Genomic DNA, 24934 nt, shown 5'->3' on the forward strand with positions numbered 1-24934 from the left:
CCTTTATTGCCGCATTTTGTTTTTCACTTTATTTGGTGTTTTCGCTTGGGTTGGCCGCTCTTTAAGCATCCAGAAAGGCGCTCTTATAAACGTATCACGCCAATCTTTTAATACGTTTGGAGCGATAGGCGTTAAATAGGAGCTGCTTAAGCTGGTTAAGCCCGCAAGATGAATGACCATCAAACAAATGCCAAGCATTAAGCCGAAGTTGCCTAAAATGCCGGCTAGCAGGATAAGGCCAAAGCGTGCCAGCCGAATGGACGCGCTCATCATATAGCTCGGTATGACGAATGAAGCGATGGCCGAAGATGCTACCGCAATAATTAAAATATTGCTCGTTAACCCCGCTTGAACAGCGGCTTGTCCGATAACGATACCGCCAACGATACCGATCGTTTGACCGATTTTGGAAGGCAGCCTTGCTCCCGCTTCCCTTAGAAGCTCAATCGTTATTTCTAGAAGCAATGCTTCGTAGATTGGAGGGAAAGGCACCCTGCTCCTGGATTCGGTCAGCGTAAGCAGCAAATCCTCCGGTATCATTTCATAATGGAAAGTCGTCACGGACACATACAATGCTGTAAACGTAATCGTAACAATAAAAGCGGCAAATCTTAACAGCCTTGTTGCCGTTCCAAGCGCCCACCTCTGATAATAATCATCCGGCGAAGAGAAAAATTCGAAGAAGGAAGCAGGCGCCGAAATAACGGATGGGCTCCCATCCACGATCGCAATGATTCTGCCCGCTACGAGCTTAGATACAGCCGAATCCGTTCTCTCCGTCGTCGGAAATTGCGGGAAAATCGAATTCGGATTATCGTCAATATACTGGACGAGCATATTCCCGTCATGGATCGCATCAACTTCGATGAGTTCAACCCGTTTAATAAACTCTTGGACGAATTCCATATTGGCAAGTCCATCGATATAGAGAACATATACAAACGTTTTCGTAACTTCGCCGACTTCGAGACGCACGACTTTAAGGTGTGAACTCTTAACTCGTCTTCTTACTAGAGATAAGTTTTGAGCCGCAGTCTCTACGAAGGAATCATGCGGTCCTGTAATGACGACCTCCGACTCCGATTCTTGAATGGAACGGGATTCAGGCTTGCCAACATCGACAGCATAGCTTTTCCCCTGATGGAAGAGGGCTACCGCTCCGTTTAATACAGCGTTAATCAGTTCGTCTGAAGACGTCATTTCGATAAATTGAGACCGCTCCAGCAGCTGTGAAACTTGTTTTTCATTAGCGTTACCTAATGGGATTAAAATTTCCCGCGAAAAATGCTCGCTTCCCATGAGATGCCCAAAGTACACCATTTGAAGCTGGATATCAGGCATTTCCCGATAAACAATATCGGCACAATCTTTGAACTCATTTAACGTACGTTCAAATGAAGGCACTTCCTTTTGCTGTGACAACTCTTCCTGTTGTTTATTTGTTGTATGGTCTTGGTCCATTCTGTGCCTCACTTTTTCATTGCTGTCGTATTATACAATGTGGTCATATTAGACGGTTTTATACTTCCTCATGAATCATCAGTGGCGGAAAGCCGCTTAAAAACAAACCCTTCCGTTTAGGCAGCCGCACAAGCAAAACCATATTTACCTGCATAGGTATAGACAGGAGCATAGTTCATTCACGCTTGGAGGAATCGTTATGTACTCGTCTTTCCAAACACATAGATTTCAGCCGGATCGCTTTCCTAGAGACAATGAATTGCTGGACGTGAAGCAAGGAGATGTAAATGGCGACGGCATACCTGATCATGTTTATTTAACCGGGCACAAACAAGGCGGGCCGACCGATATTTTCGCTGATCGAATAACGCTAGTCATTCAGGATGGCTATTCCCAGAAGCGAACAATAGTTCCATTGCAGAACAATGCCGGCTACAATGCCGCATTGTTTTTAGGCGATTTTGATCAAAATAAAATACCCGATATTCTCGTAAGCATCGACTCCGGCGGAAGCGGCGGATACGGTACGTTCTACGTGTACTCGTTTGCCCATAACACACTGCGCCTCATATTCGATTCAGAAAGCTATAATCAGGATTACAAGTTCCGTGTCCAATATGAAGACATGTATAAAGTCACTGTATCAAGTCCCCAGTACGATGTACGATTTACGATCGACATAAGCGGCAAAGGCAGCACTTATTTATGTTCCTATTACAATAATGACGGAAAACTAAAGAGGCCGATTCAAGGCGAAGTGCTTGCACTTGCTGCACTTAATCCGATCGTAACAACCGGAAACCGGTCGTCCTTTGATCTGCTCGCTCTTCAGCGCATCATCGGCACGACGAATGCAGATACATTAGGCTATATTGAAAATCTTCTTATATGGGACGGGAGCACATTTATGTCCTCCAGATTGTCCGCAGCCATACTTGGAACCAAATTATAAATAGCCCAATCCCTATCATTCGATCCTGCATAATATGCTTTAGCCTATAACTTAAGGAGTGATATTGCATGGCATTTATGCCCCCTCCGGGTCCCCCCGGATCGTTTGGACCTTTCGGGCCTCAGGGACCACAAGGTGGGCCATTTGGGCCTCTCGGACCTCAAGGACCTCAGGGAGGACCATTTGGACCTTTCGGGCCTCAGGGACCTCAGGGACCGCAAGGACCACAAGGAGGACCGCAAGGGATGATGGGACCAACAGCCCCGCCTCCACAGTTCACGCCGCAGCAGCCATCTGCTTCGCTTTTTGCCGTTGACCCTGGCGCCATTTCCGGCTGCCTATTTCGCAACACATATGTTTGGCTCAATAATGGGCAAAATTTTTGGTTTTTCCCTATCTTTGTCGGACGCAGGTCCGTTGCAGGGTTTCGCTGGTTCGGAAGATCTTGGGGTTACACAGGAATCGATTTGCGGCAAATCAGTACGTTTACCTGCTTCTAAATAGGGGTATATCAAAAAAGGCTTCCCCCTCAATAACTGAGGAGGAAGCCTTCTTCTTTCTTGCTAAGCCGATGCGCCGCGAAGCATGCTCTTCATATAACTGCTGCATGCGACGAGGAAATACAGCGTCTGCATCACAATATAGATTCCGATTACAACAAAGGAGTAGAACCAATTCGACGACTCAAGCATGTTGTCCAGCGCCTTCATGGCGAACAAAGCGTGAGAGATGCCGACAATAACAGGAATAAAGAACACCATGCCTACCTGAGAAACGACGATTTTGCGAATCTCGCCCTTCGTCATGCCGATTCGGGTCAGCGCCTTGAACTGTGCCTGATCCTCCTGCAGCTCCGTGAACAGCTTGAAATAAATCATGCTGCCTGACGCGATGAAGAACAGCAGACTAATGAACATGCCGATAAATAAAGTGAGTGCGACCGTTTCCTGCATTTCCTCATAATTCGAAGCGCGTCTAAAGTCGATATGTCCTTGGAGCTCCTCCGGCACGAGCTTCTTCAACTTCTCCGCTGTTGCGGCGGTGTTCTCCCAATCGCTTAGCTCATATCCGTACATGACATACTGCTTATCCTCTGGAACGCTCGATAACAGCTTCACATACGAGAAATCATCCATTACAAACGTAAAATAATTGCTTTGCAGCCAGTTCATCACCTTAACATCCACTAAGCCGCTAATTTCATATTCCGCTTCTTTGCCGTTGATGCTGCCTTTTACAACTCCGTTACGCTTAACAGCCGAACCGAATGGCTGCGCAAGGGTCAGCTTGCCGTTCTCAGGATGAACGCTTGGTTGGCCTGTCATGGCAGCAAGCTTGTTAAAATCCGTTGCCGAGATGATCAGCGCGTCCGAATCCTTCTGGTTGGGCTCATCATTCTCCCACCCAATTGCGTAGTTGTTCATTAATACGCCAGCTACTTTTGCTTCACGAACGATTTTGAAGCCATCTTCAGCGACGATGCGCTTTAGCTCCTCCGGATCGATCACCTTATGCGTATTTAAACCTACTTCGCTGTATGCAAGCGAGAATGGAGAGTTCTCAAGCATGCCCTGCTTGCCGCCGATTTGCATAATATAAACGGTACCGAGGGCAGTCATAACGACGGCGCTCAAAATCGATACCGTAAACAGGATACGCGCATTGTCTTTGATCTTATAACCAAGCTGGGCGAATACAATCATATTCGTACGCTTGTAATAGATAGAGGACCGTTTTTGAATAAATCGCAGCAGCAATATGCTAAGCTGCGTAAAGAGGAAATACGTCCCGATAATGACAGTAACCAAAATGGGCAATGCCAGCAAAATAAAGGTTCCGCTCGTCATAATCAGCGCCATGCCGTAAGCAGCGCCGAGGCAAACCACCGCAACGGTCACAAGCCAAGGCGAGAAGACGAGCTGTCCCTTTGGCTTCCGGGCCGCCTTGAGCAAATCTATAATTTCCGTACGACCGATCCGAAGCGCCGTCCAAACCGAGATAAGCATGAACAGAACGAAGAAGCCTCCAGCCGTCATAGCTACCGCTTTGATGGGAGCAGCGAACGGAATCGTTTCATTCAGGTTTAATAGCACCGTCAGCGCCATGAAGAACAGCTTGCTGAACAGCATGCCAAGCCCAATGCCGACTGCGATGGCTAGGACAGCGATAGCTGCATTCTCATAAATAACGAGCTTGCGCAGCTGCGCTTTAGTCATCCCAAATAAGGAGAACAATCCAAACTCCTGCTGTCTCGTTTTTAGAAAGGCTGAATTAGAATAAAGCACGAATAGGAACGAGAAAATGACGATGATGTATTCACAGAACACCATGCCGGTCCGAATTTTTGAAGCAGCCATAATCTGGCCGCTAGCCACTTCCGGATGGTACAGAAACGCAGCATAAATATAAAAGATCATTACGGAAAACACGCTGCTCAGAAAAAATGCGCTGTACGACCGCCAGTTGCCCCGAATGTTGCTAAGCGCGAGCGAACGGAACGTCATCGAAATTACCTCCCAGCACGCTGAGAGCGTCTAATATTTGTTGGAAAAAAGCTTGTCGATTCGATCCGCGGCGAATTTCCGAGAAAAACTTGCCGTCCTTGATAAACACGATACGCTGGCAATAGCTAGCTGAGAATGGGTCATGCGTGACCATCAGCACGGTCGCCTTAAACCGCTCGTTCATATCCTTGAGAGAGTCCATGACATCCTTCGCTGATTTCGAATCCAAATTCCCTGTCAGCTCATCTGCCAGCACGAGCGAAGGCTGATGAATAATAGCCCGAGCAATCGCGGCGCGTTGTTTCTGTCCGCCCGATACCTCATAAGTCCGCTTTTCCAAAATCGGCTTAATTTGCAGCAGCTCGGCTAACGGATTTAGCTTCTGCTCAATTTGCTTCGGTGCCATGCCCTCCAATACGAGCGGCAAAATAATATTTTCCTTGATCGACAACGTATCGAGCAGGTTGAAATCCTGAAAGACGAAGCCAAGCTCACGGCGGCGGAATAATGCCAGCTTCTTGTCGGTCAGCTTGCTTGGGTTCACGCCGTTAATTTCAATTTGACCGGAGGTCGGCCGATCAATCGTAGACAATAAATTCAGCAGCGTCGTCTTGCCGCTTCCCGAAGGTCCCATGACGCCTACGAATTCCCCTGCTTCAACCTTCAGTTCAATATCCTCTAGTGCTTTGTATGCCACGTTTCCTTTACTGCTGTATATTTTGCCAAGTCCTTGTGCTCTTAGTACGCTCATTGCTTTATTCCTCCCCGAATCTGTCTGTATTTGCGCTTCATTAGCATTAGTATAGACGAGCGGAAGAGGTCGAACCCATCGATTTCCCTTTCAATTGCATGCACTGAACCTTACAAAGTTGTCACTTAGTGCTCGCTCGCATCACTTTCGCTGCTTAATATATGAATGCCGCGCGGCTGGAAGGCTACTGTCAAGGTTGTACCTTCTCCAAGCACCGAAGCAATGTCCATCGCATGCCCCAGCCGATTGCATACCTGCTTCGCCAAATAAAGCCCCATTCCCGTCGATTCGCCTGCCGTGCGACCGTTCTCTCCTGTGAAGAAGGGCTCGAATACGCGCGGAAGATCATGCGGCGCGATGCCGATTCCTTCATCGGACACCGTTAGCCTGCCGCCTCCGTTGCCATAAGCTTGCAAATGAAAAATAAGCTTCTTCACTCCCGGCTTGCTTTTGCTGTATTTGATCGCGTTGCTCACGAACTGGTTTAATACGAATGTCATCCATTTCTCGTCCGTCTCTACAGTGAGCTCCCCATCTATACGCGGAAATATCGAGTGGCGGATACATAGCTTTTTGTGCGCATTGACAACGGTGCGCACTAGCTCATGCAGCGCCGTTTGCTTTACATGGAGGTCAATCTCAAACTTATCCAGGCGCGCCGTGTAAAGCATCATTTCGAGTCCCCGCGTCATGCGGTCCGTCTCTTCCTGTACGCTTAGCGCAAGCTGCTTATGCTCAGGCTGCAAAGCTTCACTCTGCTGCAGTGCTTCTTGAGCGAGCAGGTCGATAACCGATACAGGCGTCTTCATATGATGCACCCATTGGAGCACAAAATGATTATGCATCTCCTGCTGGCGGCGATATTTGCCCAATTCGTTCATATAAGCGCGGCTCTGCTCCTCCAGCATTTTGGCGACGAGCTTCTGCTCCTTCGTAATGGTAGCTTGCACGATGGTTGTCGCCTGAAGCTCCTCAGACCGTTCAATAGCGTCGATCAGCTGCTTGAAATAGGCACGCTGGCGCAAATAGTCGACCGCAAGCCATACCCCGAGAAAAAATAAAGCGAGAACGACAAAGTAATAAACCGTTCCCAGCTCGATAAGGCCGGGATAACGCTCACGCTCAAGCATCAGCATAGAGATGGACAATGAAATAATTAATAATGCCATAAAAATAAACAGCAGACGGTCACGCAAAAATAACGCCAGTGAGAAGCCTCTCATCGCGGCGTTTCCTCGCTGCCTGCTAACGCCAGCTTATAACCTTGGCCTCGCACCGTCTCGATCGCTTTCGGCAGTCCAAGCTCCTCCAGCTTCTTGCGTAGTCTCGTTACATTAACGGTGAGCGTATTATCATCGACAAATTGCACGTCATCCCACAGCGCCTCCAGCAGTTGCTCGCGCGTGGCGATTTCGCCCGGCTGCTTCATTAAGCATTCCGCAAGCAGCTGTTCATTTTTGGTCAGCTCAATGCGCTGCCCTTTCCATTCAAGCTCATTCCGGTTCAAAAAAAGACGCAGTCCGCTAGCTGCTAGCTCGCCTTGTGCAGCAGCGCCCGCTTCGGCTGCCGCTGTTAGAGCACCCGCATACTCCCCGTATGAGCGTCTCAGCACGCTTTTCACCTTCGCCATCAACAAATCCAAATGAATCGGCTTCGTTATGTAATCATCTCCGCCGTTTTCAATGGCCATGACCTGATCCATTTCACCCGCGCGAGCCGATATGAAAATAATGGGCATGCTTGAGCGGGCGCGAATTTGCCGGCACCAATAATAGCCGTCGAAATACGGCAAATTAATGTCCAGCAGCACTAAATGTGGTTCAAATGCCTCGAGCTCCGGCATGATTTCCCGAAATTGCGTGACGGCTGCCGCTTCAAAGCCGTACTTATCCATATTGTTTTTCAAGATGGAAGCAATTTTGTCGTCATCCTCAACAATAAAAATGCGATACATGAATTTCTCCCTTCACGATTTCGGTTTAATGACGGATCAGCCGCTATTCTGCTCCTTAGGCACGACAAGCCTCACCACCGTTCCGCGTCCTGGCTCCGATATAAGCTCGAATTGCCCGCCGATACTGCGCGCTCTCTCCTCCATGCTAAACAAGCCTACTCCGCGTCCTATTCTGTCCGTGCTGAAGCCTTGGCCGTAATCCGTTACGCGAACCTCGACCTCCTCCGTGCGCTCCTCCAGCACAATCTCTGCCTCCGCGACATCTGCATATTTGGCGATATTCGTCAGCGCCTCTTGAATGACGCGGTATATTGCCGTTTCCTTCATAATGCCCAGCCTGCTCTTCAAATTGTTATCCAGCTTCAGCCGAATGCCAAAATGCTGCGAATAGTTATCTGCATATGTTCTGATCGCGGGCACGACTCCTAGATCATCGAGCACGGATGGCCGCAGCTCCCACGCAAGTCCCCGAATATCCTCCATCATGCCCGATACATCGCCGCGAAGTGCGCTAAGCTCCGAAATATCGTCATGCTCGCCGATCAAGCGATCCAGTCGAATAAGCAGTGAAAACAAGCTTTGGCCGATGCCGTCATGAAGCTCTCTCGAAATGCGTATCCGCTCATCCTCCTGAATTTCGATCACTTTAACCATCATTTCCTTCAGCTTCTGCTCCGCCTGCTTTCTTTGCGTCACTTCACTGCGTATCGCAAGGTACTGATAGGGCTTTCTGTCCTCATCCAAGAAAGGCACGATGGTCGTATTTACCCAGTAAAAGCTGCCGTCCTTCGCACGGTTTTTGATTTCACCCCGCCACACCTCGCCGGCTGAAATCACCTTCCATAGCTCGCGAAAAAATTCGCTGCTATGAAAGCCGGAGTTAATAATCCGATGATCCTTGCCGATCAGCTCGTCCCGCCCATACTTCGATATTTCGCAAAACTTATCGTTTACATATTCAATTTTGCCCTTCCGATCCGTAACCGCAACGATCGAGGATTCATCCAAAGCAAACTTCACGTCGGCTAGCTGCTTGAGCGATTGATTCACCTGAGACAGCATCGATTTATCATCGATCTCTCCCTCAAGAACGGACAGCAGATAATCAACGTCCGAGCCGATAATTTGCCGGTATTTATCGCCGCTATGCTTAATCAAAATGAAGCAGCCCCTTCTTCAGCGCAAACTTAATGAGCTCCGGCCGCGTTCTCAGTCCGAGCTTATCCATCACATGGCTCTTATGCGTTTCTACCGTCTTGACGCTTATGATCAGATTTTCGGCAATTTCCTTATTCGAATAGCCTTTGGCGATCCAGCCTAATATCTCCTTCTCTCGCTCTGACAGCGTATCGTACGGGCCGCTGTCCTCTCCGCCCTGCTTCAGCTTCGCGAGATATTCGCTCATCAGCCGCTTGGTTGCGGTCGGATACAGATATGCATGACCTTGCGCGACCGATTGAATAGCCGATAACAGCTCATCATGGGGCGCGTTTTTCAAAATATAGCCTGAGGCTCCGATATGGATCGCTCGGAACAAATATTCATCATCATCATGCATCGTAAGAATAAGGACAGCCGTATCCGGCAGCAGCTTCTTCAGCTCTGTCGTTGCCGTCATCCCGTCCTTGCCATGCGGCATGCTTAGATCCATTAAGACGACATCCGGCCGAAGCTCCTGCGCGAGCCGGATCGCTTCATCCCCTTCCGAGGCTTCGCCTATGACCTCAATGCCGTGCTTGCCATGCAGCAGCATAGCTAAGCCGGATCTGACCATCGCATGATCATCGCATATCATTAGCTTTATCATTTCCTTCATCCTCCGCTGCTCCATTTGAAACATAGTGCTCCTTTTCCCACTATTATAGCTTATATTTGCGGTTCGAGCAGTAGGCTCGCCAGTTCTTTCGTTAAGACGGACGCCGTCTCAAGCTCATTGGTTTGGTAGCTTTCAGAGGAGCGTCTCCCGATCAGCAGCACGCCAAAAATTCCGCTTTGCTTCATTAATGGCACGCTTGCCGCAATGAGAAGCTGCTCCGCTAGCAGAACCGGCTCCCCCAGCTTGAAACGAATAGTGTCTGTCATCGCTTCCTTCGTGCTCGAAAGCCTTCCGGAGCGAATCGCGCTGCCTGACAAGCCTGCTGCAAGGTTCTGCTCGACAAGCAGCGTTCGCTTGCTTATACTGCCAGCTGCATAGGACCAACGCAGCTTGCGCTTGCTCGAATCGATTAAGCCGAGCGCAGCAAAATCGCTGCCCGTTTCCAATCTTGCTCGCTCGATGCCGGCAGCAATACTCGCTTCGATTGTCTTCATCCGCGTTCCTCCTTGAGAGAATACAAGCAATGCAATCTTTGCATTTATTATAAAGCTATGCTCTTGCTTTGTATGTCAGGGAATTCCCTGAATTACGCTAAGCAAGGCTCGCTCCCCGCAGCATCCCATGGCAAACAAAAAAGAGGAGCCCTTTTACAGGCTCCTCTTCCCGACGGTGTTTGATCGTTCGAGTCTCTTCACATCTAACACTTCACATAATTAAGATAACTTGGGCACCGCTTATTTGCTTTCCGGTTTTAACGGATCGCTTTCAGCGTGTGTGTTCAGAAGTACTCTGCGACACAACCCCTCGCTTTCATAAAAGCTAAGTGATTAAATAAGTTCCTCCTGCAGTCCTAGCACCAAATGGTCCAACGGAACCACACCTCTCTTCACACCGTCAACACTATCTTGCACACAATCAGCCGACCTTATACATCCTTTTTAAAAAAAAGCTGAAACTTCTTTTTTCGTTTCATGGGAAACGCTTTTTTGTTCCGTTTCTTTTTCGTTGATCATATAAATGGTCTCGCCAGCAAATAAAACGATCACCAAGCCAATAACAACCATCATTTTGACCGTTGTCGCTTTATTTTTTTTTATTATTTCATTATTTTCCGTCTTCAGAGTCCGAGTCCACTTGTCCTTGTTAGCGGTGCTTGCCGTTTGGCCGCAAGAGCAGCTTATGGGTGAGTGAAACGCATAGCCCTGCGAGGTAACGCTGTATTTATCGGCTTGCACGGTATGCTTCCTGCCGCATGATGAACAGCCTACCTCGATAAATTGTCTATAATCACGAATAAATGTCATGTGCTGCCTGCCCCCAAAGATGATTGATTAATGGACTTGAAGAGAAAACACAAACAAAAAAAACTTCCGGAATGCATATGTGTTTCATACGCATTTCGGAAGATACCTATACTACACGTTTTAACACTCACCCGCTGCGGCTGGTTTGCCTGCATCGGAAGCGGTGCGGAATGAGGAACCGCAGCCGCAAGTAGCGCTGGCGTTCGGATTTTCGATTGTGAACCCGCCGCCCATCGCAGATTCCTTAAAATCGATAACGAGACCATTCAAATATTTGATGCTGTCCTCATCTACGACGACCTTAAGTCCATCCATATCGAGCGCTTTGTCCCCATCATGCTGCTCATCGTCAAAGCCCATTCCGTAGGAAAAGCCGCTGCATCCGCCTTCCTTCACGCCAATACGCAGGAAAAGCTCTGGTCCGCCTTCTTCAGCGAGCATTTCTTTTATTTTGTCAGATGCCGTGTCACTAATCGTGATCATGCTACATCCCTCCGTTTATCCGAATAATCGATTCGATTGCACTAACTTGCTCACTTACTTATTTGTAGTATACTCCAGTTTGTTCAGTTGCTCAAGAGCAGCCTGCCTACAAGCTCGTTTTCTAATTTTTGGAAGATGGATTACTTTTGTTATTGCCCATGTTACGTATGAGGTTTATAATAGTTACAGCTTCTTTAAACGGAAAAGAAAGTTCTTTTTTTCACAATCTAATAATATCGAGGAGGCTTGACCATGAACGTCGTTATACCGACAGAGGATACACATATGCAGCACATTATTGAGAAGGTGCGTCATGGGGAGCGTTTAACGCTTGAAGATGGTGTTTACTTATATCAATCAGATGATCTTCTAACGATTGGGCAGCTAGCTAATGAAGTCGCTATGCGCAAAAATGGTAAAAAGGTTTATTTTATCGAGAACATGAGTCTCTATTTTACAAACGTATGCGAAGCTCACTGCGCTTTCTGCAATTTCCGTAAGGACGAGGGTGAGGAAGGTTCTTATACGCTAAGCGGTCAGCAAATGATTGAATACGTGGAGCAGCACTTCCACCCTGGCGTACGTGAATTCCATATTGTAGGCGGCCATAATCCGAATGTTCCGTTCCAATATTATGTGGACTCGCTTAAAGCGCTGAAGGATCGGTTTCCAGAGGTTACGCTTAAGGCCTATACAGCTGCGGAAATCGATTTTTTCTCGCGCATTAGCGGCCTGACTTACCGTGAAGTGCTTCAAGAGCTAATGAAGGCAGGCTTGCAGTCGTTGACTGGCGGCGGCGCTGAAATTTTATCCGATCATTACCGCAAAAAAATGCGCGTCGAAAAAGCCGACGTTACCCAATATTTGCAGGTTCACCGCACCGCTCATGAGCTTGGATTACGGACGCACACGACGATGCTATATGGATCGATCGAAACGAAGGAAGACCGGATTCGCCACTTGATGCATATTCGCGAGCTACAGGATGAGACAAATGGCTTTCTCGTATTCATTCCGCTTTCGATGCAGCCGATCAACCCAAGAGCCGGCATACGCCGCCGCAACTCAGCTTTCGAGGATTTAAAGACCATTGCAATCAGCCGTTTGATGCTCGACAACTTCCAGCACATCAAAGCTTACTTTATCAACATCGGCGTCCAACTGACACAGGTTGCCCTTACGATGGGCGCATCGGATGCTCACGGTACGATCGTGAAGGAAAAAATTAGCCATGCTGCGGGAGCTTTGACGCCTGAGGGCATTACTCGCGAGGATTTGATTTGGCTAATTAAAGGCGCGGGCCGCATTCCGGTTGAACGCGATACCTTTTACAATGAAATTAAAGTTTATGAATGAGTAATCGATCGCACGGAAGCACAAAATAGAATCATCATCAAGAGGCGTGGAGTTGGAAATCATATGAGAAAACTTATTATTTTAGGTGGAGGCTATGGCGGTCTTGCCATCGCGAATGAATTGCTCGAGAAACAGCTGCCGATCGATGTCTCCATCGTATTAGTTGACCGGATGCCGTTTCAAGGCTTGAAGACGGAATATTACGCGCTTGCCGCTGGAACGGTTTCGGATCTGGAGCTGCGTGTCAAATTCCCGGTTGATCCAAGAATTTCTATGGCATACGGTGAAGTAACAGATGTGGATATGGCATTGAAGCTTGTCCACATCGAAGGACAGGAATCGATCGAGTATGAGTGGCTAGTTATCGGTCTTGGCTGCACGGATAAATATCATGGGATCGAAGGCGCTGAGCAGTTCTCGACCAGCATCCAAACCTTCTCTGCGGCAAGAAAAACCTACATGCAGCTGAATGACGTCAAGCCTTATGGTCAGGTCTCTATTGTAGGCGGCGGTCTAAGCGGCGTTGAGGTTGCAGCAGAGCTCCGTGAAAGCCGCCCGGACCTTAACATTCGGATTTTGGATCGTGGTCCGAGCGTGCTGTCTGCTTTCCCGAGCAAGCTTCAATCTTTTGTTTCGGAATGGTTCGAGGAGCATCATGTGGAGATGAGAGGTCATGTCGGCTTGCATCGCGTCGAAGGCGGCATTTTGCATGATTGCAATTCCACAGCACCAATCTATACGGATGTAACGGTATGGACGGCAGGCATTCAACCTGTGCCGCTCGTTCAGCGTATGAATTTGCCAAAGGATAATCAAGGAAGACTGGTTATTAATGAGTATCATCAGCTGCCTGACCATACCGATGTGTTTATCGTGGGTGACTGCGCAGCATTGCCGCTTTCGCCAAGCGGTCAAGCTGCTGGCGCCCAAGGCAAGCAAATTGCCGAGGTGCTTCAGGCGATTTGGCATGACAAAACGCCGCGGCTTGGCAAGATCAAGCTGAAAGGCGTGCTCGGCTCGCTTGGCAAGAAGAGCGGCTTCGGTCTCATGGGCGGCACGGCCATTATGGGACGCGTGCCTCGCCTCGTGAAGAGCGGCGTGCTCTGGCGCTCTAAGCGCCACCTTGGTTAGCCATTCACACAAGTCTTACAAATCATCCAGCAGCTTATCAAGCGCTTCTTTATCCGCTTGCTGCTGCTTGATTGCTTTCAAAATGTTTGCATGCAGCTCGTCCACCGATTCGGCAGATACAATCTCGCCATCGACCAAAGCGAATGGATTCAAATAGCATTCGCCGCAATTTCCTAAGCAGCCATATTCGGTTACTTCGAATTCATCATTTTGCTCAAATTCATTCATTATACGGTCAGTGCCATGATGCATGTTGCTGGCACAAAATTCGATCATTGGTTTAAACATTATGCTTCACCTTACTTTACTTAGTTACTATCCATTTTCAATTGCTTCACTTTGTACTATAATAGGGGAGAAAGGAGATGATTGCAATGAGTGAACAAGTACAAGATACGATGTACGATGAAGTTTTGGACGTACTCGATAAGCTTCGTCCGTTTTTGCAGCGCGATGGCGGCGACGTTGAGCTAGTGGACGTTGAGGGCGGCATCATCAAGCTTCGTCTGATGGGCGCATGCGGAAGCTGCCCAAGCTCGACGATCACGCTTAAAGCGGGTATCGAACGTGCACTTCTCGAAGAAGTTGAAGGTGTAGTCGAAGTCGTTCAAGTATTCTAATAGATAAGAACGAAACAAGCACGCCTCAAGTTTGACAAATGATGAAGAGTCTTATCAGCGCTGCGGAGCATGTCTCCCTAGCTTCCTGATAAGACTCTTTTTTTGCGGCGATTTGCATGTGCGCGAACAGCTAGAACATGCCTTTGATATTGGCAACAATCGGATCGAAGCCGCCTGTGACATCGATGACGTTACCGGTTAAGAAATTCGAATTTTTGTCGCATAGGAATAGCACTACTCGAGCGACGTCCTCCCCCGCTCCGGGGCGCCCGATAGGCGACTCGTTGTCGTATTCTTCCTCCACCTCGGCAATGGACCGCTCCTTGTTAACGCCGCGAATATCGCCAGGACCGATTAGATTGACTGTGATGCCATGCGGCGCCTCTTCCACGGCTAACGACTTCGTGAATGATACAAGCCCCGTTTTAGCGGCGGCATATACCGCTCGATGCGGCCATGCTCTCGCCTCACCCGCATGGCCGAAGCCAAAATGGATGACCCGCCCCCATTTTCGCTCGCGCATGCCCGGTAGAAGACGATGGTCAAGCAGCATAACGCCTAACAAATTGCCATGCAGTAACCTGATGATTGTTTCCTCATCGTATTCGCTGAAGAGTCGTCGCTTGCGAACGAAGGGCCCAGCATTATTGACAAGGATGTCAACGCCTCCAGCCCATTGCTCCGCTGCATCAGCAAGCTTCGCGGCGCCTTCAGTCGTTGCAATATCAGCTTGCACGGTAATCGCTTTTACACCAAGCTGCTCAATCTGTGCCTTTACCTGTCTTGCTTCAAGTTCGCTCTCGTAGTAATTAATAACAACATTGCAGCCTTGCTCAGCAAGCTGAAGCGCCGTTCGTTTGCCAAGCCCCTTCGCGCTGCCTGTTACTAACGCGGTTTTGCCCTTAAGTCCCACGAGTGTTCCCCCTTCGGGATTATTGATGCTTGTTTCGCATTAATCCGCATGCATATTGAAACGTCAGCAGCAGCGATTCCATCGCCAAATACAGCCCCTGCGTCAAATCAGCCGATTGCTCAGCTAGGTTTTCGAGTTTGATCTCCTCACCGTACATACGGCTGCTTTGAATCAGATCATCCTGCATTTCCGAGTTCATATAATGAATTTCGGTATTTCTGCGCTTGCGCAGCCTAGTCATCGGTTCCTTGTATTTCTCCTTCACATCGTTCAGCTTCCATGTCAGCTCCGGATGCGCTTTCTTCTCGCGCATATTGCGCAAAACCGTAAAATAGGAGAAATGTGACTTTATCCGCTCCGTTCTCATGTCTAAAAGCTCATTTAGCAATGTGCCAAGCTTGTCGAGCAAAGAAAAGACGCGGATGAAAGCGTTTTTATCGAAGTAGATATATCGATTATAATGGATTCTCTCCTCAGCTGTCATTTGCTTAACCGAGGAGGAGGTAATTTTATGCTGAAAATGAAACGCAACATAGTGGCTTTGTTCAAGCTCATCCAAGGACGAGCGGAGACCTAACGTCCATATTTCGTATTTCCGAAGCTTATGGGTGTCTCCGCCTTCCGCCATTTTTTTGGACAAAGAGGAAACGAACTGATCCATTAAACGGAACGTTTCTGCAAGGGTTCCTTCCGCTTCTCTCAAGGGTTCATCAAACAGGAAACGCAGCATAATCGAACAGTCCTTTCATCACAAAATAACGATTTTTCATTTCGGTAAAATTACAGCTTGTATTCGCTCCACCGTTTATCTACCAGCTTCACGATATCCTCGCGCGGGAACAGCTCATCCGGATAACCCGGCTTCATTCTCGCATCGATTACGACAGGAAGCTTATAGCCAAAGTGGTGGCGGCGAATATCGGAATTCGCATAAATATCATCAGCCGGATTGAACCGCGTGAATACCGTCCACAAAAACGGCGTTTGCGCGGCCGCGATAGCTGCATCATCGGCGAGAATAACGAGCGGCCACTCTGTATCCTTCTCAGACAGACGCTCAAGCAGCCGCTGTGCCAGCTTTGGCTCCTGCTCATAGGATGCTCCGGATACGACTAAGCAGCCCCGACAATAAGGCTGTGCAGCCGTGATCTCATCGATTGCCCCTTCGGTATACGTGCTTGGAAGCTCACGAACCGGCTCGCCAACACCAAGCATAACTCCTTTACTGCCGTGGTTTAGCTTGCCGCCTGTATAATCGAGCGTATCGTGCGATGTATTATCGAATATAAACAAATCGGTTTCCGGGCGGAAGCGCTCAAGAACCGTTTCAAGCAGCACTGGAAAATTTTCAAGCTCGACAGACTGGTTCGTCACGATTAGGAATTTGGTAAGCGTTAGCTGTCCCTCTCCCAGAATGCGGAATGCAGATGTCAGTGCTTCGCGTGAATAGCTTTCCCTAACGACAGCTGCAGCAAGCGCATGGAAGCCCGTCTCTGCGTAAGTCCATAAATCCTTAACGCCAGGCATCGCCATCGGAAATGCCGGCGAGAGAAGCTTTTGCAAAAATTCGCCCATATAATAATCCTCTTGGCGCGGCTTGCCGACTATCGTTGCCGGATAAATAGCATCCTTGCGATGCCACATATGGCTGACATTGAATACTGGGAAATCATGCATTAATGAGTAATAGCCGTAATGATCGCCGAAAGGTCCTTCCGCTCTCTTAATATGCGGCGGCACATGGCCGCTTAGTACAAATTCTGCTTCTGACGGAATGCGATGCGCTCCGTTTGGATCTTTGACGATCGGCAGCTTGCCGCCCATAATGAGCGATGCAAGCAGCAGCTCAGGCAGATGCTCGGGTACAGGAGCTATCGCGGAAGCAATCAGAGCGGGAGGCCCTCCGAGAAAAACGGAAACCGGCAGCGCTTCATTACGCTTCTCTGCTTCATGGTAATGGAAGCCGCCGCCTTTATGTATTTGCCAATGCATCCCTGTTGTAGAGTCATCGAAAATTTGCATTCTGTACATGCCGAGATTATGCTGTTTGCGATGCTCGGGATGCTCCGTATAGACGAGCGGCAGCGTAATAAATGGCCCGCCGTCATCTTGCCAGCTTGTAATCGCAGGCAAACCTGCAAGCGGATTTTCACGTTTGCAGGCCTGTAGAATAGGAGCGCTGCTGGCAGGAACCTCTTTCATTCCCACCTTCAGCATATCCCATATTAAGTTTTTCTCGCCCCAAATCGCCTTTGGCGTCGGCGGCAGAACGCGGTCAACAGCCCCTATTATTTGTTTCATAAGCGCTTCAGGCCTTGGCCCGAAGGCTAGATCAACCCTGCGGCTTGTCCCGAACAAATTCGTCACGATCGGGAAAGGACTCCCTTTGACGTTCGTGAACAATAACGCAGGTCCTCCCGCATCGATTACACGCCGATGAATTTCTGCTACCTCAAGATTGGGATCTACAGGAGCATCTATAATTGCCAAATCATTTTCACGCTTTAGCACGTCCAAAAATTCACGTAAATTTTTAAAGCTCACTAACCTCCACGCCCTTCCCTTAGCCGCCACGAACGAATTAATATATCCATTAAAATGCCAAACAACCCGGTAACAATCAAATTATGCAATAAATTGGTGAACAAAAACCAATTCGAATTCGAAATCGTGTATGTCAGCAGCGCACCGCTGAATATTTGCGTAACAACAAGCCCTAACGTCCATGCAGCCGACTTCGTTAAGCCCGCTCCGCCAACGCTTACTTTGCGAATGTGGACAAATAAGCCAGCCAAGCAGATTGCCAGCGTCATGGCAGCGATCCGGTGTATGAAGACGGCTCCTGTTGCGCCGCTAATCTCCGGAACGACCTCCCCGTTGCATAACGGCCATCCTATGCAGCCTCCGCCTGAATCGGTATGCCGAATGAATGCGCCCAAATAGACGACAATGTAGCAAAAAATAGCTGTAAGCAGCACGCGCGGAAAAATCGAGCTCGGTACTTTGAATTCCACAGGCGGCCCGTTTTTGGCCCTAAACGTCCAGATCACCAGCAGCAATGTCGAGGCGAATGCAATTAACGATATGCCGAAGTGAATCGCCATAATTGGCGGCGATTGCGGCCACATGACCGCTGCCGCACCCATTAAAGCTTGAATAATGGTGAACAGCAATGCGCCTCCCGCATAGAACAATGGCTCGCTGTATCCTTTGCGGTTTTTTCTAAACTTCAAAAACATCGAAAGGCAAGTAGCGAAAACGAGCAAGCCTTCAAAGCCGGTTACAAGCCGATGCGAATATTCAATCATGGATTCAATCGTATAAGCAGGTATAAACTTTCCATGACACAAGGGCCAGTCGTCACCGCAGCCGCGTCCTGATTCAGTATTCGTGACTAATGCCCCGCCGAGCAGTACAAGAAGCATCCCGATGCACGCTGCGATAGCTAACGCGCGAAAACGCCCGGTTACCATAATAAAATCACCTTATTTCGTGTTTTAATAACAGTTCAATTATAGCTATAAAAAAAGGCAAAAGCCATGTTGAAAATGTGACACTTCCGAGTAGAAGCGCGATAAAAAAAAGGAAAGCCCGCGCGAGAGGTAATGCTTCCTCCTCAAGCGCGGACTAGCGATTTACTTATGGGTCAGCGCATCGCTGACTTGTATGGCTCGATCTACAAACTCCTCGATTTCCTCGCGTGACTTGCGCAGCTTGCTTACAAACCGCACCAGCTCCTGACTGTTCCGGAAAGCGATAAAGCTTGGAATGCCTAAAATGTTCAGCTCGGAGCATAGGTCTGGAAGGTCATCGCGGTCAAGCTCTACGAAAGCAACCTTTTCTTCATATTGACGCTCTAGATCCGGCATAAATGGGTCAATAAAGTGACAATCCTTGCACCAAGTCGTTTTGAATACGGCAATCGTGAGTCCTTCGCTGGCAACAGCCTCGCGAAACTGCTCATCCGTCGTTAGCTTTTTCATGTGGCACCCCTGAATTAAACTTATTAAATAGTTTACGTTATTGTTCGCTACAGTCGCTTCTTCTTAGACTTCCCGATCAAGCGCAAATATTCTCATTTCATCGCTAATATCCGTCCAGCCAATCTTTGCTTTCAGCGCATTAGCCAAATTGCGAGCCGGGACATAGGTTACTCCGTCAATTACGGTAACTGGGAATGACCATGTTACGTTCTTGCCATTCACAACTGCGGCATCGCTGCCGTTCTTCAGCAGAATCGTTGTGTTCGTCGCTTCGTCAAATACTTTTAAGCTTTTCGTCTTCGTATCGTAAGTTAGATTGCCTCCAAGCTGTTCAACCGTATCGCGAAGCGGAATGATCGTCACATGGCTGGCTGTCACAATGACCGGATTATAATACTGGTATGAGTCCCAAGTAATGTTTTGTTTATTGATATGAAACTTATTTTTGAGCAGATCATACATGATTGAGTTCTCATTAAACTGCTTGAGCACTTGGTAGCCCTGCATGTCGAATAGTTTTCCAACCGGAACAGCCGTTTCCGATGCGACAGGCGCTTCCGCTTTTACCGTGCCATTCACATTCCAAGACTCGCTCTCGACCTTGATTGTCAAGCCTTTCACCGGAAGTACGCCATATTCCAGGTCCACGCTTGGCACATAAGACAGCTCATAGGCTTGCTTACGGATATCAAGCTTGCTGTCTACGTATACGTCTGCTTTAATCGTCAATTCCTTGCTTAAGATTTCATCAATCATTTCTTGATCCTCTTCTGCAAGCTGGTTCAGCTCGCCCTGCAATTCGGTCAGAAGAAGCGCAATGCCATCGGATGCTTCCTTCAAAGCTTCCGCTGAATCAGGAGCATCAAGCCCGCTGCCCGCTAGAGGATTAATCGTTCCCGCAGCAGCCCATATATCCGGGTTTTTTTCGAGGATTTCGAACACGCCAGCTATCATTTTATCCAAGCCAGCACGGTCAGTCACAAGCGCATCCACATATTTTTTCACCCACGTCCAAATTTCAGGCCCATCCAGATCGATATGTACGTGCATCAAAGAGGTTGGTGTACCATATATCGATTCCGTCACGGGCTTTACTTCGATGCGCTCCGGATTCGGTAAATTATGAATGACGTAAGTGCCGATCGTATCAATCATTTGATGACCAAGCTCCGTAAGAGCAGCTTCATCCAGCTTAGGCGCATCCGTGGCAACAACTTCTTCAGACAAACCTGTCAAATCTGACATGCCCGTCAATCCAAGCAAGCCCTCACTCGTCAGATCAAGCACAAATGGCTGCTTTGCGCCCTCCAGCTCCATAACCGCGAGCTTATCGGACATTTTCAACGAGAATTTAATGGATGCTGCATCCCCAAAAATCAAACTGCCGTCAAAGGATACATGCGAGCTATCCTCCGCTTTTATGTTATCCAGCTGAAGTTTCAAATTGGAAATCAGCTTCATCAAGGCAATCTCCTCTTCGGGTGCGCCCTCGTACGCTGCTTCATCCAGCAGAAGCTTGAGCTCTACCGATTGTTTGCTTTCGCTCGATGTCACCTTGAGAGAATTTTTTAATACCGTATTGAAATCGAGATTAGAAACCGCCTGACAGCCTGCCACAAAAACGAGCGTGAATGCTAATAATAATACGATCAGCTTGCTTGGTTTTGCAAAAAATTTCTTCATTCATACGTCTCCTTTTATAATGCCAAGTATAAGTCCTTTTTTATTTACAAACTCTACTTATTGTACAGGAGACACTATGTATTGTAAATGTATGGAAAGAGCTAGTTTTGTCGAATTTGTAAGGTTTTTTTCGCTAAAAATGGCGAGTGTAGCGTCTTGATATCTACGAGCTCCTGCCGCTCATTCCAAACGACTGTATAATCGAAAAAATGAAAAATGACGCAGCCCGTCAAGCAGGCTGCGTCATCTTCTTGACCTATTTTAAACCGCTTTTTTATAGAACGGTTTTAAAACAAGATTTAACCCCTTACGCAGCGGCCCAGGGAATGAGCGCACATCCTCAGGCGTAATGACCCGAAGCGCTGCCAGCAAGATGACGTACAGTCCGCCAACTACAAGCGATGTCACTGCTCCCGCTGCCAAATATGACAGCTTGTTCGCCCATGACTCCGTCAGCGCCAGCACGCCATACTCTGCTCCCCAACCAGCCAAGGCTGGCACAGCAATTGCTGCCATGTAGGCAAGCCATTTGCTGCCAAGCACGTTCAGCTTAACTTCTTTGTTGATCGCTCGCATGTTAAGCAGAGTAATGACGATAAAGCAAATGGTTGAACCAATTATAAGACCATATACGCCAAGTACTGGCGCAAGCGCAATGCTCGAAACGACCTTCAGCCCCAGTCCGATAAAGGTATTGTTCATAGGCAGCTTGGGCTGATTTAATCCATACAAAATCGAATTGGACGTCATCATCGTAATTTGAAAAATCGCACCCGCCGTAAGCATAGCTACTGTGCCGCTTCCGCCTGGGCTTGTAAACAATAGTCCTGTAACGGAATAAGAAGCTACAGTCAACAGCAAGGCAACCGGTACGCCTGTAAAACAAACGATCCGCATGACTAGCGACGATTGACGCTGCACTTCCTTCATGTTGTTAAGCGAAAATGCCGATGAAATGACTGGAATAATAGACGCGCCAAGCGCAATAGCCAAAATCGGCGGTATGCCGGCAATCCCCATCGCCTTCGTCGTATAATCAGCCAAAACTCTCGTTGCCGAATTTTCATTATAGAAAGACTGCGTCAGCCTCATAAACAGCGTCATATCAAAAAAGTACAAAAATTGCACCGTCATTGCCGTCACAACTGCTGGAATGGAAGTACGGAATATTTCCTTATAAATCGTACGATAAGGCAAGTTGGAGCTTGCACTTGGCAGCTTATCCTGTCCTACAGAGGAGGATTTCGAATGCTCCGCTTGATCCTGTTTCTTCAGCTTGTGCCAAAACCACATCATGACCGAGAAGGCGCCAACACTTCCGAGTACGGAGCCAAAGGCAATTGCCGCAGCTCCATACTTATCGCCCCAGCCCCAGCCGAGTACAATAAGCGCCAGCCCGATTCCGCCGATCAGCCTTAAAATTTGCTCCATAATTTGCGATATGCCGCCAGCGGCCATAATTTGTCTGCCTTGAAAATAACCGCGCATCATCGCGATTATCGGAAACAGCAGCAGCGCTGGAGCGATTGCCTGCAAAGATAAGACGGAATCCGGCACCTTCGAAATTCTTTCATAAGCGGGTGCAAAGACGAACATAGCGGTAGCAAGAAGCAGCCCTGTTACCGTTCCGAACATCAATGCCGCTTTGTAAATACGCTTAGCTTCGTCAGCTCGGCCAAGCGCATAACGCTGCGAAATCATTCTGCTTATGGAGAGTGGAATTCCTCCTGTTGCGATAGTAAGAAGCAATAAATAAATCGTGTTGGCAGAGTTAAAGGCCGCCTGCCCTGCAGGGCCAAGCATATAATCGAGCGGTATCCGTTGGAATAGCCCAAGAAACCGCACGATCAGCGCAGCGGCAGCCAGTATTAGCGTGCCTTTAATTAATGAGTCTTTTTTTAACATAATGGTCTGTCCAAGTCTCCCTATCCTTTATTGCCAATGGGCTCAAGCGGCTGGTGGTTGCCGCGAACAGGCACTGCCGTGTTCGATGGCACTGCCCAGCGTACGGCGTTCTGAATGACCTGCAGCACCTGCGGGTTATAGTATGTTGGGTATGTTTCATGCCCCGGACGGAAATAAAAGATTTTGCCTTGGCCGCGACTAAATGTACAGCCGCTGCGGAATACTTCTCCACCCTCGAACCAGCTTACGAATACAAGCTCGTCTGGCGCAGGGATATCGAAGTGTTCACCATACATCTCCTCATGCTCCAGCGTAATGTATTCCGGCAAGCCAGCCGCAATCGGATGTGCCGGATTAACGACCCAAATCCGCTCCTTCTCGCCCGCTTCACGCCATTTCAAATCACAGCCCGTACCCATCAGCTTTTTGAAAATTTTCGAGAAATGGCCCGAATGCAGAACAATCAAGCCCATGCCCCCAAGCACGCGCTGCTGAACACGCTCTACAATGACATCATCGACCTGGTCATGCCCCATATGTCCCCACCAAATCAGAACATCCGTATTCGCTAGACGCTCCTCTGTAAGTCCGTGTTCAGGCTCCTCCAGCGTCGCTGTCGCAACTTCAATATCACCGCTTGCAATCCCTTTGGCCAAAGCGTGATGAATGCCGTCCGGATAGACGCTCTTAACTGCATCGTGAATTTTCTCATGCAAAAATTCATTCCAAATCGTTACCTTAATCATCGTCTTCCACCTTTTCATTGATTGATCCCTTCTAGAAAACAAGCCACAACACAAACAGCACGATCATAGCCAGCTGCAAAATAAATTTCACAACAACGCTGGTGAATAGGCCAACGACAGATCCGAGACCTACCTTAAGCGAATTTTTAAAGTTGGTTCCAATAATGACTTCTCCTATTACAGCACCAGCGAAAGGACCGATAATAAGACCAAATGCGGGTATGACAAAGGGTCCGAAGATTAGGCCGATCGTACTGCCGATAACCGAGGCTCGTGAGCCTCCAAATCGTTTGACGCCCCAGGCGCTGACGGCATAATCGGCGATAAACAGCACGACAACAATGATCGTCTGAAAACTCCAAAACCAAAAACCAAATTCGCTAAACGTAAAAAACCAACCATATACAAAAAATGCGCCATATATGGCAAGTGCTCCTGGCAGGATCGGATAGATGGCCCCGGCCATCCCCACAACAAACAGCAATATGACTAATGTCCAGCCTAAAATATCCATACGTTCCTCATCCCTTCAAAACGTACCGCTTGATTACCTCTGCTACGCCATGCTCGTTATTCGTAAAGGTAATAAAGTCGGCCGCTTCCTTCACCGCTTCCTGTGCATTGCCCATCGCTACGCCAAGTCCAGCCTCACGGATGGCAGCAATATCATTCAAGCTGTCCCCAACAGCAATAACCTGCGACATTTCGATATGAAGCAGACCGCATAGCTCTTGAAGCGCGCTCGCCTTCGAGATGCCGAGCGGATTAAGCTCCAAATTATGAGGCGAGGAATTCGTAATCTCAAGCGCTCCCCAGCTCTGCACTTCGGCAAGCAGCTTCTCTCTGATGCTGTCATCCTCCGTATAATAGCCGAACTTCAACCAATGATGCGATGCATAATCATCAGCGGGGTTAATCCATTTTTCCTTATTAAAAATATCATCGGCCGTATAAGCCCAAAACCATGGCTCGCCATGCGAAAGCGCAAGCTCATGCAGCCTCTGTACATAGACAGCGCTAAGATGCGTGCGCTTATGCAGCACATGTGGTCGATGCCATATTTCACTGCCGTTTACCGTAATCATTGGCGTCTCCAGCTTTAGCTGCTCCGCATAAGGCAGCGCGCTGCGAAAGCCCCTTCCGGTTGAGAAGCTGACAATAACTCCTGCATCAAGCGCTTTTTGAATCCACTCCGCATTTTCAGCGCTAATTTCACTTTGCTCATTCAGCAGCGTCCCGTCCATGTCGAGCGCAAGCAATTTGTAATCTCCCAATATTGTGCCTCCTCGTAAAAGCCGTATCACTTATTTTACCTAGCTAGTAAATTATTTTAGCACATTTGCGACAGATTCCAAATGAAAGTCGCTCCACA

General features: G+C 48.3%; 26 protein-coding genes. 5 read left to right on the forward strand and 21 right to left on the reverse strand.

From position 1 onward, the window contains the following. Window positions 1-3 precede the first annotated feature (3 nt). Entirely contained in the window at window positions 4-1461 is a 1458-nt protein-coding gene (locus HI950_RS10070; RefSeq protein ID WP_169083760.1) for a spore germination protein, read from the reverse strand. A gap of 199 nt (window positions 1462-1660) precedes the next feature. Between HI950_RS10070 and HI950_RS10075 the strand changes: the two genes are divergently transcribed. After that, the gene (locus HI950_RS10075; protein WP_169083759.1) at window positions 1661-2413 is read left to right on the forward strand and encodes a VCBS repeat-containing protein; all 753 of its coding nucleotides are present in this window, start codon (window positions 1661-1663) and stop codon (window positions 2411-2413) included. Window positions 2414-2658: 245 nt separating this feature from the next. Next, complete coding sequence (locus HI950_RS36650; RefSeq protein WP_317618326.1) at window positions 2659-2913, forward strand: transporter; 255 nt, start codon at window positions 2659-2661, stop codon at window positions 2911-2913. 63 nt (window positions 2914-2976) lie between these two features. Here the strand turns inward: HI950_RS36650 and HI950_RS10085 are convergent, their stop codons facing one another. The 9 genes from HI950_RS10085 to erpA all read right to left on the reverse strand — a co-directional run bounded on the left by HI950_RS10085 (window position 2977) and on the right by erpA (window position 11225). Continuing rightward, a complete protein-coding gene (locus HI950_RS10085) occupies window positions 2977-4917 on the reverse strand; it encodes an ABC transporter permease (RefSeq protein ID WP_169083758.1) in 1941 nt (646 codons plus the stop codon). Next, a complete protein-coding gene (locus HI950_RS10090; RefSeq protein WP_169083757.1) occupies window positions 4892-5668 on the reverse strand; it encodes an ABC transporter ATP-binding protein in 777 nt (258 codons plus the stop codon). The genes HI950_RS10085 and HI950_RS10090 overlap by 26 nt, the downstream gene beginning before the upstream one ends. A 125-nt stretch (window positions 5669-5793) precedes the next feature. Then, complete coding sequence (locus HI950_RS10095; protein ID WP_169083756.1) at window positions 5794-6891, reverse strand: sensor histidine kinase; 1098 nt, start codon at window positions 6889-6891, stop codon at window positions 5794-5796. Next, window positions 6888-7622, reverse strand: coding sequence for a response regulator transcription factor (locus tag HI950_RS10100; protein WP_169083755.1), 735 nt, complete (start codon window positions 7620-7622; stop codon window positions 6888-6890). The genes HI950_RS10095 and HI950_RS10100 overlap by 4 nt, the downstream gene beginning before the upstream one ends. A 36-nt stretch (window positions 7623-7658) precedes the next feature. After that, complete coding sequence (locus HI950_RS10105; RefSeq protein ID WP_169084016.1) at window positions 7659-8684, reverse strand: PAS domain-containing sensor histidine kinase; 1026 nt, start codon at window positions 8682-8684, stop codon at window positions 7659-7661. An 88-nt stretch (window positions 8685-8772) separates the two neighbouring features. Beyond that, window positions 8773-9429 carry a response regulator transcription factor gene (locus HI950_RS10110; protein WP_169083754.1) on the reverse strand — a complete coding sequence of 219 codons (657 nt, stop codon included), beginning with the start codon at window positions 9427-9429 and terminating at the stop codon, window positions 8773-8775. 59 nt (window positions 9430-9488) lie between these two features. Beyond that, window positions 9489-9932 carry a GAF domain-containing protein gene (locus tag HI950_RS10115; RefSeq protein ID WP_169083753.1) on the reverse strand — a complete coding sequence of 148 codons (444 nt, stop codon included), beginning with the start codon at window positions 9930-9932 and terminating at the stop codon, window positions 9489-9491. Between the two features lie 444 nt (window positions 9933-10376). Next, a complete protein-coding gene (locus HI950_RS10120; protein ID WP_169083752.1) occupies window positions 10377-10742 on the reverse strand; it encodes a hypothetical protein in 366 nt (121 codons plus the stop codon). A 120-nt stretch (window positions 10743-10862) separates the two neighbouring features. Further along, a complete protein-coding gene (gene erpA, locus HI950_RS10125) occupies window positions 10863-11225 on the reverse strand; it encodes an iron-sulfur cluster insertion protein ErpA (protein ID WP_169083751.1) in 363 nt (120 codons plus the stop codon). A gap of 252 nt (window positions 11226-11477) precedes the next feature. Between erpA and mqnE the strand changes: the two genes are divergently transcribed. Both mqnE and HI950_RS10135 read left to right on the forward strand, forming a co-directional pair. Beyond that, window positions 11478-12581: an aminofutalosine synthase MqnE gene (mqnE, locus tag HI950_RS10130; RefSeq protein ID WP_169083750.1), complete on the forward strand. Its 1104-nt coding sequence runs from the start codon at window positions 11478-11480 to the stop codon at window positions 12579-12581. A gap of 63 nt (window positions 12582-12644) precedes the next feature. Further along, complete coding sequence (locus HI950_RS10135; protein WP_169083749.1) at window positions 12645-13712, forward strand: NAD(P)/FAD-dependent oxidoreductase; 1068 nt, start codon at window positions 12645-12647, stop codon at window positions 13710-13712. Between the two features lie 15 nt (window positions 13713-13727). On the opposite strand, the gene HI950_RS10140 is transcribed toward HI950_RS10135, so the two are convergent. After that, the gene (locus tag HI950_RS10140; protein WP_169083748.1) at window positions 13728-14000 is read right to left on the reverse strand and encodes a YuzB family protein; all 273 of its coding nucleotides are present in this window, start codon (window positions 13998-14000) and stop codon (window positions 13728-13730) included. An 86-nt stretch (window positions 14001-14086) separates the two neighbouring features. Here HI950_RS10140 and HI950_RS10145 point away from each other — a divergent pair, with 86 nt between their 5' ends. Beyond that, window positions 14087-14332, forward strand: a complete 246-nt coding sequence (locus HI950_RS10145) for a NifU family protein (protein ID WP_053372062.1) — start codon at window positions 14087-14089, stop codon at window positions 14330-14332. 130 nt (window positions 14333-14462) lie between these two features. On the opposite strand, the gene HI950_RS10150 is transcribed toward HI950_RS10145, so the two are convergent. The 10 genes from HI950_RS10150 to HI950_RS10195 form a co-directional block, all read right to left on the reverse strand. Then, window positions 14463-15245 carry an SDR family oxidoreductase gene (locus tag HI950_RS10150; RefSeq protein ID WP_169083747.1) on the reverse strand — a complete coding sequence of 261 codons (783 nt, stop codon included), beginning with the start codon at window positions 15243-15245 and terminating at the stop codon, window positions 14463-14465. 19 nt (window positions 15246-15264) lie between these two features. Then, window positions 15265-15975 (reverse strand): Cthe_2314 family HEPN domain-containing protein, encoded by a 711-nt coding sequence (locus HI950_RS10155; RefSeq protein ID WP_169083746.1) that lies wholly within the window; start codon window positions 15973-15975, stop codon window positions 15265-15267. Between the two features lie 50 nt (window positions 15976-16025). Then, entirely contained in the window at window positions 16026-17789 is a 1764-nt protein-coding gene (locus HI950_RS10160; protein ID WP_169083745.1) for a UbiD family decarboxylase, read from the reverse strand. After that, complete coding sequence (locus tag HI950_RS10165; RefSeq protein WP_169083744.1) at window positions 17789-18718, reverse strand: COX15/CtaA family protein; 930 nt, start codon at window positions 18716-18718, stop codon at window positions 17789-17791. Before HI950_RS10165 ends, HI950_RS10160 begins: the two co-directional genes overlap by 1 nt. Window positions 18719-18880: 162 nt before the next feature. Continuing rightward, the gene (locus HI950_RS10170) at window positions 18881-19228 is read right to left on the reverse strand and encodes a thioredoxin family protein (protein WP_169083743.1); all 348 of its coding nucleotides are present in this window, start codon (window positions 19226-19228) and stop codon (window positions 18881-18883) included. Between the two features lie 63 nt (window positions 19229-19291). Next, complete coding sequence (locus HI950_RS10175) at window positions 19292-20911, reverse strand: copper amine oxidase N-terminal domain-containing protein (protein WP_169083742.1); 1620 nt, start codon at window positions 20909-20911, stop codon at window positions 19292-19294. 261 nt (window positions 20912-21172) lie between these two features. Next, window positions 21173-22816 (reverse strand): putative polysaccharide biosynthesis protein, encoded by a 1644-nt coding sequence (locus HI950_RS10180; protein WP_169083741.1) that lies wholly within the window; start codon window positions 22814-22816, stop codon window positions 21173-21175. 20 nt (window positions 22817-22836) lie between these two features. After that, window positions 22837-23562 (reverse strand): ThuA domain-containing protein, encoded by a 726-nt coding sequence (locus HI950_RS10185; protein ID WP_169084015.1) that lies wholly within the window; start codon window positions 23560-23562, stop codon window positions 22837-22839. Between the two features lie 31 nt (window positions 23563-23593). Next, complete coding sequence (locus HI950_RS10190) at window positions 23594-24076, reverse strand: DUF456 domain-containing protein (RefSeq protein WP_169083740.1); 483 nt, start codon at window positions 24074-24076, stop codon at window positions 23594-23596. 7 nt (window positions 24077-24083) lie between these two features. Continuing rightward, window positions 24084-24836, reverse strand: a complete 753-nt coding sequence (locus HI950_RS10195; RefSeq protein ID WP_169083739.1) for a Cof-type HAD-IIB family hydrolase — start codon at window positions 24834-24836, stop codon at window positions 24084-24086. Window positions 24837-24934: the final 98 nt, after the last annotated feature.

Source organism: Paenibacillus sp. PL91, from assembly GCF_012935325.2.
Lineage (GTDB): Bacteria > Bacillota > Bacilli > Paenibacillales > Paenibacillaceae > Pristimantibacillus.